The following is a 14,190-nucleotide window of genomic DNA, read 5'->3' as shown; positions in this document are numbered from 1 at the left end:
ATGCAATACGATATATTGATTTTATTATTCTTTGTTTTTGCAGAGAAATATTCATCTGAAGAAAATTTTCTCAGTTTGAATAACTCTTCCAATAATAGTCGAATTATTACGGAAATAGTTACATGAAACACCTGGAAAACTGAATAATATTCGTTGAAACAGAAAGTAAGTTGCACATGGTTATTGTATAGTGCAGTTGTACAATTCGTCAGATTAAGGCACAAAAAAAGACTCACATTTCTGTAAGTCTTTTTGCTCCTCCTGCTGGGCTCGAACCAGCGACCCTCTGATTAACAGTCAGATGCTCTAACCAACTGAGCTAAGGAGGAATGTCCTTTGTTTTAAGTGGTGCAAATATAGGACGAATATTTATACCCTACAAATATTTTTAAGAAAAATTTTAAAAAAATTATAATTTACCCATAAATACTTTGAAGATGTCGCTTCCAAAGATCAGTAACATCAATCCTAACAGGAAGATAACTCCGATCATCTGTGCGTTTTCCAAAACTTTCTGAGGAACCGGTTTTCCTACAATAATTTCATATAAAGTAAATAAAACGTGCCCACCATCAAGTCCCGGAATAGGAATAAGGTTCAGGAATGCCAACCATACAGAGAACATCGCTGTAAAGCTCCAGAAAGCAACCCAGTTGATTTTAACGCTTCCATCCGCATCCTTATCTACAGGCATATTCTTTACAATAGCAATAGGCCCTCCAACGTTTTTATACCCCTGAACTTTAGAATTGAACATGATTTTGAACTGCTTTACCTGAGTAGTCAATGCTTCGATAGTTCTTGTAAATCCTCTTGGAATAGCTTCTCCGAAAGAATACTTTTTATTTGTTACAATATCTTTTGCTATGCTTTTGGTATCAATGGCGATACCCAGTTTTCCGTTTTTGTCCACAGAAACTGCCGGTATTGTCTGTACAGCTCCATTTCTTTCAACATCAACAGAAACTGTTTTTCCTTTATTTTCACTTAAAAGAGTGCTTACTTCATCAAAGAATGCCGCTTTCTTTCCGTTGATTCCTACAATTTTATCACCTTTTGCCAGTCCGGATGACTGGGAAGAAGGAGTTGCCAATGAATCAATAACCATAGATACCCTTGGAGAGATGTATAGTTTTGCTTCTTTCTGCTTAAGAACATCTGCAACACCGTCTGCATTGACAGGGAAAGTAACTTCCTGTCCGTTTCTGTTTACAGTAACATTATCTCCCAAAAGAATATTGATGGAAGTATTTTCAAGTCTTTCTGCCGGTTTTCCGTCTACACTAATGATTTTGTCACCATTCTGGAAACCCATTTTCTTTCCTGCAGAAGTAGCTTCAATCCCATTTTTAAATTTTGTAATATCTGTATAAGTTTCTCCGTTGAAGAATGATAAACAGCTGTAGATTAACCACGCAAGAAAAAAGTTAACGGTAACTCCTCCCAGCATAATGATAAGTCTCTGCCAGGCCGGTTTTGATCTGAACTCCCAAGGTTCTGCCGGTTTTTTCATCTGGGCAGTATCCATACTTTCGTCCACCATTCCTGCAATCTTCACGTATCCTCCAAAAGGAAGCCAGCCGATTCCGTATTTTGTTTGTTCAGGATGTTTTCTCCAGTCGTTGTCCGGAAGTTTTGATATATCGATAGGAACTTCTTCCTTCTTTCCGTTCACTTCTATTACTTCAGAATCCGGTAAGTTTTTTGATAAAAATTTATACTGCCATTTTCCGTTGATTTTCTTCATGGAGAATATGGAGAAGTAAGGATCAAAAAACAGGAAAAACTTCTCTGCTCTGGTCTTGAACCATATTGCCGGTAAAAAATGCCCAAGCTCATGAAGAAGCACAAGTATAGAGATGCTCAGAATGAACTGAAAAAGTTTGATTGCTATTTCCATTAATAAATTTTAGATTTTAATTTGCAAAGGTAACAATTATCAAAACTATGCCAAATAAAAAAGCTCCCCGAAACGAGAAGCTTTGTCATATTTAAAGACGATTTGATTATAAATTGAAAGAAACGCCAAGACTGCCATTGTTGCCTACTTCTGCAAAAACCCCAATTTTCTCTGTGAAGAAATAACGGGCTCCGATGTGAGCGCCTACTCCAAAGTCTCTTCCAAGCACTCCAAGGTCTACACCAGGATAAATGTCCCATTTTGAAGGAAGATTCAGGGCTTCCTGCAAATGAAAGTTCAGTCTTCCGAAAACAAAAACACGATTATCCTTATCGTTGTCTTTGTAATTGTCAAAATACCCATTGATCCCGGCACCCACTGAAATAAGTTTGTTGAGTCCATAGTCGTAAGTTCCCGTAATTCCGGTTCCATATCCCCAGGCGCTCAGCCCCAGTTGTATTTTCTGATCTCCCTTTCCTGTCCAGGCCTGAGCATTAGCCATAGTACCAAAAAAGAAGATCGCCACCATAAAAAACAATTTCTTCATAAATTTTTAATTTTAAGGATAATAATAAAAAATATTTCTATCAAAAATGAAACCGAAAGAACGGCAATAGTATAAAAATGGTTGACTTTAATACATTATTAAGAAATAGTGCCCGATTTTTGTGTGGAAAACTACTTTTTCAACCATTTAATTCTCCTTTTGTAAAGATAAAAGCTGTATTTTTATACTTCATATTTGAAATAATTTAAAAGAATAAAAGATGAAAGTTGCAGGGCTAAATTTAGATATCATCTGGAAAAATAAAACTGATAATTTTGCACGGATAGAAAGTGAACTGCTGAATGTGGAGGCAGATCTGTTTCTTCTTCCTGAAATGTTTTCAACAGGTTTCTGTATGGATGCTTCCGAAGTATCAGACAGGAATAATGAATCGCTGGAATTTTTGAAAAAGATCTCAAAAGAGAAAAATGCAGCATTCTGCGGAAGTGCTCCGGTAGAACAAAATGGAAACTTCTACAACAGGATGTATTTTGTGAAGCCGGATGGCGAAATCTCTTTTTATGATAAGAGGCATTTGTTCTCTTTTTCCGGAGAAGATAAGGTCTACACACCGGGAAAAGAAAGAGTAATCGTTGAATACAAAGGAATACGTTTCCTGCTTCAGGTATGTTATGATCTTCGATTTCCTGTTTTTGCCCGAAATAATGATGATTATGATGCCATTTTATATGTTGCCAACTGGCCCGAGAAGAGAGTAGGAGCCTGGGAGCATCTGTTGAAAGCCAGAGCTATTGAAAATTTATCTTTTGTATTTGGTCTCAACAGAATAGGAACTGATGGAAATGATCTGTTATATCAGGAAAGTTCTCACTGCTTCTTTGGTGATGGAAAAGAAATTTCTCAGAAACAGGGAAATTTCGTATCTGCAGAACTATACCTGGAGGAATTGAAGGACTTTAGAAAACATTTCCAGTTTTTGAATGACCGTGATTCTTTTTCTATTGAGTTTTAGATTTTCCCCACAGGTCTCGCAGATCTTCACAGATTTTTAATTTCTATATAAAGAAAAACAAGCGTAATTATCTGTGGAGATCTGTGCGATCTGCGGAAATTATAAAAAGCAAAAAACTGTGAAAAATCACAGTTTTAAGCGTATTGTTGTAAAAGTTGGGTGAGGGTATTCACATCATGAACACCACTTTCCTTCCATAGCATTTCTCCTTTTTTGAAAATGGCCAGTGTAGGAACCCCGCGCACTCCGTATTGAGCAGCCAATGCGGGATATTGATCTACATCTACTTTTATAATTCTGGCCCCTTCGCCAATGTTTTCCTTTACCGTATTTAATACCGAAGACTGTACTTTACAAGGCTGGCACCATGTTGCGAAAAAATCTATCAGAACAGGTCTTTCGGAATCTATAATTTCCTGAAATTTTTGTGACATATTGGGTTGTATTAGTTTGCTTTTTTGTTTGTTTCGTCCTGAATTGCTTTTACATTTTTCCAGGTTGTACCATTATAAGCCTCCACACCATTTTTCTTCAGAATTTCCATTGCCTGATCTGCCTGAATTCCTTTATTGCAAAATACAACAACTTTTTTTCCTTTTAAAGTTTCTATGTTGTTTTGAATCTCTGCCAACGGAATATTGATTGCATTTTTTGCTGTTCCTGCAGCATACTGCTCCGGAATCCTAACATCTACCAGTGTTACCTCAGGACTGTTGACTACTTCTTTAATGCTTGCAGTAGGAATTGCTGTTGTAGGTGATGTCTTACAGCTACTTAGCATAAAAGCTAACACTAAAATTAATCCGGAAAACTGAATTTTCATGATCTTACAGGGTCTTAGATTGGCATACGAAATCGGTAGTTGGCAGTCTTTCCGTTTTTTTAATTCCGTTAAAACCGCCTTCTATTTCGGTAAAATTCCTGATTCCGTGTGAGTTAAGTATACTTGCTGCAATCATGCTTCTGTATCCGCCGGCACAGTGAAGAAAGAAATGTTCAGAATCATCAATAGTACGTGCCCAGTCGCTGATGGTATCCAACGGTTTGTTGTATGCATTGGCAATATGCTCTGCAGAATACTCAGTCAGTTTTCTTACATCAATTATGGTAGCATCTTCTGTAAACTGCTCTGCAAATTCAGACGGAGTAATTCTTTTGATTTCATCCGTTTCCTTGCCTGCATTTTTCCATGCTTCAAAACTTCCGTTAAGGTATCCGATCACATTATCAAAGCCTACTCTGCTTAGTCTGGTGATCACTTCCTCTTCAGTCCCTTCATCCGTAATTAATAATAAAGGGTGTTTTACATCTACAATAAGAGTTCCTACCCATGGGGCGAAATCTCCTTTCAGTCCTATATTGATAGAGTTGGGGACAAATCCTTTATGGAAGTCCGCAGCTCCTCTTGTATCTAAAATTAATGCTCCTGTTTCTTCCGCCAAAGCTTCAAAGTCCTCCGCTTCAACAGGCTGTAGTCCTTTGTTCATTACAACATCAAGACTTTCATAGCCACCTTTATTTAAAGCGACATTCATTCCGAAGTATTTCGGTGGAGCTGTTAAACCATCCAGAACTTCTCTGATGAAAGACTCTTTGTCCGGTTGGTTAAGAGCATAATTGGTTTTTTTCTGGTTCCCCAGAATATCAACAGTTTCCTTCTGCATATTCTTTCCACAGGCAGAACCAGCGCCGTGAGCCGGATAAACAGTGATGCTGTCATCCAATGGCATGATTTTGCTCTGAAGACTGTCATATAGAATTCCCGCAAGATCCTCCTGGGTAAGATTAGTCGCCTTTTGGGCAAGATCCGGTCTTCCTACATCTCCCAGAAACAATGTATCACCTGTGAAAATTGCCGTTTCAACACCATTTTCGTCTATTAAAAGGTAAGTACTACTTTCCATGGTGTGTCCCGGTGTGTGCAGTACCTTTATTTTCACTTTTCCTATCTCAAAAATCTGATTATCTTCAGCAATAATAGCGTCAAATTCCGGAACAGCAGTAGGTCCGTATACAATCGGAGCACCTGTTTTCTTGCTTAAATCCAAATGTCCGGATACGAAATCAGCATGGAAATGAGTTTCAAAAATATATTTTAAAGTGACATTATCTTTTTCCAGGCGATCCAGATAGGGTTTTACTTCTCTTAAAGGATCAATAATGACAGCTTCATTCTCTGATACAATATAATAGGCACCCTGAGCCAGACAGCCCGTATATATTTGTTCAATTTTCATTGGGTCTTTTTTTTAATGAGTTAAAGATACGAAGTATTAGATCAATTCTAAATGAAATGTTAAATTCCATTGATAGTTTCTTTCAATACTTTGTTAAACATATGTTTAGTATGTGTCGTTTTTTTAGCAAAAAGGATGCCTTACATAATGTCAATTGGCAAATGCTGTTTTATATCATGTCCTGCTTCTGGAACAATGTCTTTAAAGCATTCATTTTACTCTATCTGATAATATATTTTGTACAGAATTTCATTGGTGTTTTCTGTAATGTTCTTCTCTGTTTTGAATTGGAGATATTCCTCTTTATTAGCTTCTCCTTCATCATAACGGATCAGTCTTTTGTACTTGTCATAGAGGTAATCTTTAATTTTTCCGTTGTCTGCTAATCTAATTATCTCACCAAAATATTTTTTAGTGTCTTCGTGCATCGGCCACTTTGTTTCATGAGTTTTATAGAATTCTATCATTTTGTCTATGGCATATACTTCAGACTCGATATTCATATCATTGAAGCCTGTCAGAAGTTCTTTTTTATCTGCATTTTCTCCCAGCCATTTTGTTTTTGCATACACCGAAGCAAGCACAGCATTAGTCATCATGGAATCTCTTTTGATAACAGGAGATAAGATGATATCCGGAGTATGGCTAATAGGAAGAGTTTTTTTAGCAGCGATATCCAATACACCAAAATAGGTCTCAGCTTTGTTTTTGAGTTCAGACAGTTGATCACGGGTCATTTCATCGCTTGATCCTCGGATTTTAAAGCCCCATCCTCCACATTCATAAATAGAAAGGAGTGACTTCTTATCAGTATATTTTACACCTTTGAAAAAATCACGTTCACCCATTGAATGATCAAAAATTGAATAGATATAGTTTACTTTTACCTTATCATTGGATATATTTCCAAACATAGGTTTTAAGTCTACACTTTTATTGGAATTCTGATTCAGAACCGTTTCATATATGGAAAATTCATCTCTCAAAAGCTGGTTGTCAACTAATTTTTTAGGATAAATATATAAGGTCAGGACCGTTTTACTTTTTTTACGGTGTTGTTGTACATAGCTTACCACAATGTGCTTATTCTGTAGATCATAAGATACTATTTCTTCTCTTTGAAAGCCAGACCATAAAACTGGGAAAACGGCTGATGTCGGCAAGTGGGTGTAATCGCCTTTAATCTGTAAATTAACAGGGCCATTTCTTTTCTGAGCAAGAAACAAGGTGGAGGAAAAAGCAAAAATAACGAGTAGAATTTTTTTTAATGACATCATGTGTGGTATATATGTTGTTCTCAAGGCTAAATTAAAAAATAAATTTAGGGAACTTAGAATATAATTTAATCATTATATTATTTTATTTACTCAAATTTTTCTAAAAAATTCTATATTTATAAGTTAAAAAAGCGATCAAATGGCAGACAAAACACAATTTATTGAAGAATTAAACACGAGATACACTCCAAAAGGAGAGCATATAATATTAGGAAAAGGGATGTTGGATGGAGAAGTTGTTACGGAAGTAAACGTAACCATTCCTCTGAAAACGATTAATCGCCACGGTCTTATTGCAGGAGCTACCGGAACCGGTAAGACAAAAACGTTACAGGTGTTTGCAGAACAGCTTTCTCACGCAGGAATTCCGTCTTTGGTTCTGGATATTAAAGGAGACTTTTCCGGGATTGCAGAAGCAGGACAAATGAATCCCATCATTGAGGAAAGATATGCGAAGACACAGCTTCCATATAATCCCCAAGGCTTTCCGGTAGAATTGATGAGCATTTCAGGAGGAAAAGGAGTGAAACTGAGGGCTACTGTTACAGAATTTGGGCCTGTTTTATTAAGCAAAATCCTTGAATTGAATGATACCCAGCAAAGTATCATGTCTATTGTCTTCAAATATTGTGATGATAAAGGTCTTCCTTTGATTGATCTTAATGACTTGAAGAAAGTATTGCAGTATGTGACCGATAATGCACAGGGAAAAGCTGAGCTTGCAGCCAATTATGGATCCATTGCATCAGCATCTTTGGGAGCTATTTTAAGATCTATTGTAGCTTTGGAGCAGCAGGGCGCAGCAGGATTTTTCGGTGAATTAAGCTTTGACGTTCATGATTTACTGGAAACAAGGGATGGAAAAGGAGTGGTTAATATTTTAAGAGTCGCAGATATTCAGAATAAACCGCAGCTTTTCTCAACGTTTATGCTTTCGCTTTTTGCTGAAATTTATATGACGTTTCCGGAAGAAGGAGACAGTGGGAAACCAAAGCTGGTACTATTCATTGATGAAGCCCATCTGATTTTTGATGAAGCTTCCAAAGCTCTTCTTTCACAGATCGAAACAATGGTGAAATTAATCCGTTCCAAAGGAGTAGGAATTTATTTTATTACCCAGATTCCCGGGGATGTTCCAGAAAATGTTCTTTCCCAATTAGGATTAAAAATACAGCATGCCTTAAGAGGATTTACCGCAAAAGATAAAAAAGAAATTACCAAGGCCGTTGAAAACTATCCTACCACAGAATATTACAATGCTTCCAGCCTGATCCAGAATTTGGGAATCGGAGAAGCATTTGTTACAGCACTTGATGAAAAAGGAATACCGACACCATTAGTGCATACTTACCTGATTTCTCCCGAATCGAGAATGGATGTTCTGAGTGAGGCGGAAGTCTCCGATCTTACTTCCAGATCAGCAATGGTAGCAAAATATGAGCAGGCATTAGACAGAGAGTCTGCCTACGAAATGCTGACCACCAGAATGGAACAGGCAGCACAAAACCCCGCACCTGCACAGAAGGCAAAACCCGTAAAAGAAGAACCCGGAATGTTCGAACAGGTTTTACAGAGTAAGGCTGGCCGTACCTTTACCTCTACTTTAATGAGGGAAGGAGCAAAAGCTATTCTCGGAATGTTCGGGCTGGGAGGCAGAAGAAGATAATTTTGAAAGCTAACCTGCTGTGTTTTGATATATTTTTTGTTATTTTAGCAGGTTATCTTTACATAACAGTAAAAAACAGAGCCTTATTTTATTGGGGAATAAAAGCAGGTCTAAATAGTAAACTAGAAAAACAGCAGTTAACACACATTCATGTATTCAATTATAGATATAGAAAGTAATGGTGCAAGTTATAGAAATGAATGCATTATAGATATCGCCATCTACAGATATGACGGTCAGAAAATTACAGATCAGTTTATATCCCTTGTAAACCCCGAAGGTGATATTACTCCTTTTGTACAGAAGCTGACCAGTATTACCCCAAAAATGGTCAAGACTGCTCCGAAATTTCATGAAATTGCCAAAAGAGTGATAGAAATTACTCAGAATACAACTTTGGTAGGTCATAATATTGATTTTGATTACAGGATGCTTCGCCAGTCATTCAAAAGGCTTGGTTATGATTTTAAAATCAATACTTTAGATACAATTCCGTTAGCAAAAAAACTGATTCCTGATGAAGTAAGTTATTCCTTGGGAAAACTGGTGAAATCATTGGGTATTCCATTGACCAACCATCACAGGGCGGAAGGCGATGCAAGAGCTACATTAGAACTTTTCAAACTTCTGATCTCAAAAGATATTGAAAATGAGATTATTCAGAAGCAGCATGATGAGTCTAATGCCAAAACGTATATCAACAAGATCAAAGAACTTACACAGGATCTTCCTAATGACAAAGGTTTTGTGTATTTTCAGGATGAAGCAGGACGTATTATGTTTTCTGATTACGTTCAGGATATCAACAAATTTTCCAAAAAGGTTTTCAATTCGAAATCAAAAAAATGGGAGCAGATCCAGAAAGATGTTGAACAGATTAATTTTGAGCTTACAGGAACAGATATTATTGCCAAACTGATTCTTAATTCCAAGAATATTAAAAAGAAAGAGGTCTTACCTTTCGGATTATATTTCAGGAATAATAAATATGTAGTTGAGAAAAATAAGCTTAATAAAACTGAGAAGCCGGTCTTGAAATTCAGGTCATTTACCCAGGGAACAAAAGCTGTTCAGTTTATTGGTTCTCAGGAAGAATTTAAAGATTTTTCTGTCTTGAAACAAAAAATTGAATTCAGAAAAAGAAATGAGCTATGGCTCGGGCCGGGAAGAAAATTAGGAGAAAAACTGTTTTTAATTATAGAAAACGGAAAAGTGGTTTCATTTGGCTTCTATGAATTGTTTACACAGATTCAGACGCTGAGTAAGCTGGCTAAACTGAAAATTGATCTTCCGCTGTCTTCTACAGATTTGAATAACGAACTGCAGCTGGCACTTCTTCGAGCGGATTTTGAGACCTTACCACTGCCGAAGTGATAGAGTGTCTTCATGTTATAAGTTTTATTCTGCAGACCATGCCATTCAAATCAATTGTACTGAAATAAAAAATAAATAGTATTTTTGCAAAAAATAAATAGTAGCAATGCAAAATTTTAAACAAAATAAAACTGGAAAAAAGGGAACTGTAAAGTTCTCTAAGGTTTGGAATATTTAAAAGAGTTGTCTTGCATAAAAAAATAATCAATGTGGCAGGCTCTTTTTCGAAGAATCTGCCTTTTTTTATGTTAAAATGAAATTATGAATTCAAAAGAATTATTAAAGATTGCCAATGAGTTTGGCACACCGGTGTATGTTTATGATGCTGAATCCATCAAAATTCAATACGAAAAACTTACTTCTTCATTTTTAAAACATACTAAGTTCTTCTACGCAGCGAAGGCCTTGACCAATATCAATATTCTTAAGTATGTCAAGAATTTGGGTGCATCTTTGGATTGTGTATCTATCAACGAAGTTAAGCTGGGATTAAAGGCAGGATTTTCGAAAGAAAAGATATTATTTACACCCAACTGTGTTGACCTTGCTGAAATAGAGGAAGCAATGACTTTTGGAGTTCATATTAACATTGATAACATTTCTATTCTTGAGCAATTCGGGAATAAATACGGAAATACCTATCCGATTTTAGTAAGAATCAATCCGCATATTTTTGCAGGAGGTAACTATAAGATTTCAACTGGGCACATCGACAGTAAATTCGGGATTTCTATTCACCAGGTTCGTCACATCGAAAGAGTGATGAAGAGTACCAACCTTAATGTTGAAGGTCTTCACATGCACACGGGAAGTGAAATAAAAGATCCGGATGTATTCCTTCAGGCTTTGGAGATTATGCTGGAGCTTTCTGAGCATTTCCCGAACCTGAAATATCTGGATATGGGAAGCGGATTCAAAATCCCTTACCAGGATAGTGAAGAAGAAACTGATGTGAAAACATTAGGTAAAAAAGTAGAGAAAGTAATTTCTGAATTTTCAAAATCTACAGGAAAAAAATTCGAATTATGGTTTGAGCCTGGAAAATTCCTGGTGGGGAAAAGTGGATATTTATTAGTGAAAGCTAATGTGATCAAGCAGACAACAGCTACTGTTTTTGTTGGAGTGAATTCCGGATTTAATCATCTGATCCGCCCAATGTTCTATGATTCTTACCATATGATTGAAAACCTGTCCAATCCAAAAGGTGCAGAAAGAATTTATACGGTAGTAGGAAATATCTGCGAAACAGATACGTTCGCATGGGACAGAAAACTGAATGAGGTAAGAGAAGGAGATATTCTTGCTTTCCATAATGCAGGAGCTTACGGTTTTGAAATGAGTTCAAACTTCAATTCTAGATTAAAGCCAGCAGAAGTATTATTCTTAGACGGAAAAGCTCATTTGATCCGTAAAAGAGACGAGTTTGAAGATTTGTTGAGAAATCAGATTGAAATAGTAATGTAAAATCCGAAACATATGATATAAGCAGCTGCCTTTTTGGTGGCTGTTTTGTTTTACATGGAAATGAAACCTCACGGGTTTTCAAAACCCGTGAGGTTTCAATAGAATCAAAATTAAATTACAATTTTTTAACATCGAGTTAGGGATGGAGTCTCAACTTTATTAGTTAAATTTGATAGAGATAGGAAGATTTTCTTCTTCTCAAATACTATTTTCACCAAAAAATAACCACCAAAACAGACTAATTATGGCAAAAAACATAGCAGAGCAGATTGTTGAAATGCTCGAAAATGCCAATGTGAAAAGAATTTATGCAGTAACCGGCGACAGTCTCAATCATCTGAATATTGCCGTTAAAAAAAGCAGTATCCAGTGGATTCATGTAAGACACGAAGAAGTAGGGGCTTATGCCGCAGCGGCAGAGGCTGAGCTTGATGGTTTGGCAGTTTGTGCCGGAAGCTGTGGCCCCGGACACGTTCATTTGATCAATGGAGTGTATGAAGCTCATCGCTCTCATGTTCCTATGCTGGTGATTGCTTCCACCATTCCCAGTGATGAAATGGGCATGGATTACTTTCAGGAAACCAATACGATAAAGCTGTTTGATGACTGCAGTTATTATAATCAAATGATTACAAGACCTGAACAGGTACAGAGAACCGTGCAGACCGCCATTCAGCATGCTATATCCAAAAAAGGAGTTGCGGTCATAGGTCTTCCGGGAGATGTTTCTGAGCTGGATGCCGAAGAAGGCTCTACTTCCACCCAAATCTTTAAAACCAATCCTGTGATAAGACCATCGGATGATGAGCTGAAAAGTTTGTCGGAACTGGTGAATAAAAGTAAAAAAGTAACCCTATACTGTGGGATAGGTGCTGCTGAAGCATGTGATGAGGTGATCACTTTGTCAAAGCTGTTAAAGGCACCTGTAGGATATTCATTCCGCGGGAAAATGGCTATTCAGCCCAATAATCCAAATGAAGTGGGACTTACAGGTCTGTTAGGATTTCCTTCAGCCTATCACGCCATGCATGAAGCTGATCTCGTCATTCTTCTGGGGACGGATTTTCCTTATCAGAAATTCATGCCTTTAAAAAATAAAATCGTCCAGATTGATGAAAGTCCTGAAAGATTGGGAAGAAGAGCAAAACTCGAGCTAGGACTTGCCGGAGATGTCAAAGAAACCATCAAAGCATTATTGCCGTTACTTGACGAAAAAACTGATGTTCATTTTCTGAATGAACAGCTGGCGTTTTACGATAAAGTAAAAGAAAACCAGTTGGAATATGTAAAAGATTTTGGAAAAGAGAATGCTATTCAGCCGGAATATGTAGCTCACACTTTAGATAAGCTTGCTGAAAATGATGCTATTTTTACCGTAGACACCGGAATGTGCTGCGTTTGGGGAGCCCGTTTTATTACAGGAACGGGGGAAAGGAAGATGCTGGGATCATTTAATCATGGCTCAATGGCGAATGCGATGCCGATGGCAATAGGCGCTGCATTGGCACACCCCGAAAAACAAGTGATTGCCCTGTGTGGAGATGGAGGATTATCTATGTTATTAGGAGATATGGCTACTATTTTTCAGTATAAACTTCCTGTGAAACTAATTGTTTTCAACAACAGAACGTTGGGAATGGTAAAGCTGGAAATGGAAGTTGGTGGAATGCCCGACAATGAGACAGACATGATTAATCCTGATTTTGCCATGATCGCGCATGCCATGGGATATCCGGGAAAAAATGTCCATCTTCCCGAAGATGTGGAAAGCGCTATCAAAGAATGCCTGGATTACAAAGGACCTTATCTTCTGAATATTTTTACGAATCCCAATGCGTTGGCTCTTCCTCCGAAGGTTGAATTTGATCAGATTATGGGAATGACAAAGTCTATGGCTCAGCTTATGCTTGGCGGTAAAATGGATGAGGTTTTTGAAACGGTGAAGACCAATTATAAACATATCAAAGGCCTGCTATAATAAGAAAAGAAATAATCAGACAGTTGTCTGATATTCAGAAACTATATATAAAACTTCATGCTTGGCGTGAAGTTTTTCTTTTTTATACATAAGCTAAATATTTACCTTTGTTTATTATTAGGAAACAAGCATGAGAACTATATTTTTATTTTTGGCTTTATGTGCAATGAATTTTTCACTGGCGCAGGATCAGGAAGAAAGGGATGATTCTTTTATCAGAGAGAGTAATAAAAATCTTTTAAAAATAGATATTAAAGAACCCTTTATGCAGGTTGCTGTAAAATGTAATGATTTTAAACCCGCTGCTTTTGAAGGAGGTGTTGCAGCCTACAAAGATATCCTGAACCGATATATGTATGCGTACCTGAATTCTGATTTCTATGCTTTGACGGGAGATTTTACCTTTACCTTAGTGCTTGATGAAAAGGGAAAAGTAACAGATGTGAAAGGAATGCCTAAGGTGACCAACAGCGAAGTTTTCTTTGACGATATGCAGTACGTCGTAAGAAGGATAAAGAGAAACTGGATTCCGGCGTCTTGTAACGGGAAGCCAGTAGCCTCACAGATTAAAGTTAAAATGAACTTTTCTTCAATGTCTGCAGATATCGATTAGGATTATTAGTTTTCTTTTTCAAAATTAAAGTAATGGGAGGCTCAATGAGAGAATTCCAACACTTTTTCAATTTATGATTTTGTTAAAATAATAGCGCTGACATTCTGTCACAATATTTTGTATCTTTGCAAACTTATTCGTTCGTAATTTTAAATTACGAA

12 protein-coding genes and 1 tRNA gene are annotated in these 14,190 nt (G+C 37.0%); 6 read left to right on the top strand and 7 right to left on the bottom strand.

Going from position 1 to position 14,190, the window contains the following annotated elements; genetic code table 11:
• Nucleotides 1-255: 255 nt before the first annotated feature.
• The 3 genes from AC59HC_RS10235 to AC59HC_RS10225 all read right to left on the bottom strand — a co-directional run bounded on the left by AC59HC_RS10235 (nt 256) and on the right by AC59HC_RS10225 (nt 2,447).
• Nucleotides 256-329, bottom strand: a tRNA-Asn gene (locus AC59HC_RS10235).
• Between the two features lie 80 nt (nt 330-409).
• Nucleotides 410-1,900: an RIP metalloprotease RseP gene (gene rseP / locus AC59HC_RS10230; protein ID WP_227944022.1), complete on the bottom strand. Its 1,491-nt coding sequence runs from the start codon at nt 1,898-1,900 to the stop codon at nt 410-412.
• Nucleotides 1,901-2,006: 106 nt separating this feature from the next.
• Complete coding sequence (locus tag AC59HC_RS10225; RefSeq protein WP_496558535.1) at nt 2,007-2,447, bottom strand: DUF6646 family protein; 441 nt, start codon at nt 2,445-2,447, stop codon at nt 2,007-2,009.
• 220 nt (nt 2,448-2,667) lie between these two features.
• Between AC59HC_RS10225 and AC59HC_RS10220 the strand changes: the two genes are divergently transcribed.
• Entirely contained in the window at nt 2,668-3,420 is a 753-nt protein-coding gene (locus AC59HC_RS10220; RefSeq protein ID WP_496558534.1) for a nitrilase-related carbon-nitrogen hydrolase, read from the top strand.
• A 134-nt stretch (nt 3,421-3,554) separates the two neighbouring features.
• Here the strand turns inward: AC59HC_RS10220 and AC59HC_RS10215 are convergent, their stop codons facing one another.
• The 4 genes from AC59HC_RS10215 to AC59HC_RS10200 form a co-directional block, all read right to left on the bottom strand.
• Complete coding sequence (locus AC59HC_RS10215; RefSeq protein WP_076595323.1) at nt 3,555-3,854, bottom strand: thioredoxin family protein; 300 nt, start codon at nt 3,852-3,854, stop codon at nt 3,555-3,557.
• An 11-nt stretch (nt 3,855-3,865) separates the two neighbouring features.
• Nucleotides 3,866-4,243 carry a rhodanese-like domain-containing protein gene (locus AC59HC_RS10210; protein ID WP_411414544.1) on the bottom strand — a complete coding sequence of 126 codons (378 nt, stop codon included), beginning with the start codon at nt 4,241-4,243 and terminating at the stop codon, nt 3,866-3,868.
• A gap of 4 nt (nt 4,244-4,247) precedes the next feature.
• Nucleotides 4,248-5,657, bottom strand: coding sequence for an MBL fold metallo-hydrolase (locus AC59HC_RS10205; RefSeq protein ID WP_411414545.1), 1,410 nt, complete (start codon nt 5,655-5,657; stop codon nt 4,248-4,250).
• Between the two features lie 215 nt (nt 5,658-5,872).
• On the bottom strand, nt 5,873-6,934 hold the full coding sequence (locus tag AC59HC_RS10200) for a hypothetical protein (RefSeq protein ID WP_202840110.1): 1,062 nt from the start codon (nt 6,932-6,934) through the stop codon (nt 5,873-5,875).
• A gap of 139 nt (nt 6,935-7,073) precedes the next feature.
• Here AC59HC_RS10200 and AC59HC_RS10195 point away from each other — a divergent pair, with 139 nt between their 5' ends.
• From AC59HC_RS10195 to AC59HC_RS10175, 5 genes are all read left to right on the top strand, one after another.
• The gene (locus AC59HC_RS10195; RefSeq protein ID WP_496558533.1) at nt 7,074-8,600 is read left to right on the top strand and encodes a helicase HerA-like domain-containing protein; all 1,527 of its coding nucleotides are present in this window, start codon (nt 7,074-7,076) and stop codon (nt 8,598-8,600) included.
• A 150-nt stretch (nt 8,601-8,750) separates the two neighbouring features.
• Nucleotides 8,751-9,974 carry a 3'-5' exonuclease gene (locus AC59HC_RS10190; RefSeq protein WP_496558532.1) on the top strand — a complete coding sequence of 408 codons (1,224 nt, stop codon included), beginning with the start codon at nt 8,751-8,753 and terminating at the stop codon, nt 9,972-9,974.
• Between the two features lie 261 nt (nt 9,975-10,235).
• Entirely contained in the window at nt 10,236-11,438 is a 1,203-nt protein-coding gene (gene lysA / locus AC59HC_RS10185; RefSeq protein ID WP_170872057.1) for a diaminopimelate decarboxylase, read from the top strand.
• 244 nt (nt 11,439-11,682) lie between these two features.
• On the top strand, nt 11,683-13,416 hold the full coding sequence (locus AC59HC_RS10180; protein ID WP_496558531.1) for a thiamine pyrophosphate-dependent enzyme: 1,734 nt from the start codon (nt 11,683-11,685) through the stop codon (nt 13,414-13,416).
• A gap of 130 nt (nt 13,417-13,546) precedes the next feature.
• Nucleotides 13,547-14,029, top strand: coding sequence for an energy transducer TonB (locus AC59HC_RS10175; RefSeq protein WP_238349615.1), 483 nt, complete (start codon nt 13,547-13,549; stop codon nt 14,027-14,029).
• Nucleotides 14,030-14,190 lie beyond the last annotated feature (161 nt).

This window comes from Chryseobacterium sp. DZ-32 (assembly GCF_059587025.1).
This window is presented reverse-complemented; position numbering and strand designations above follow the sequence as displayed.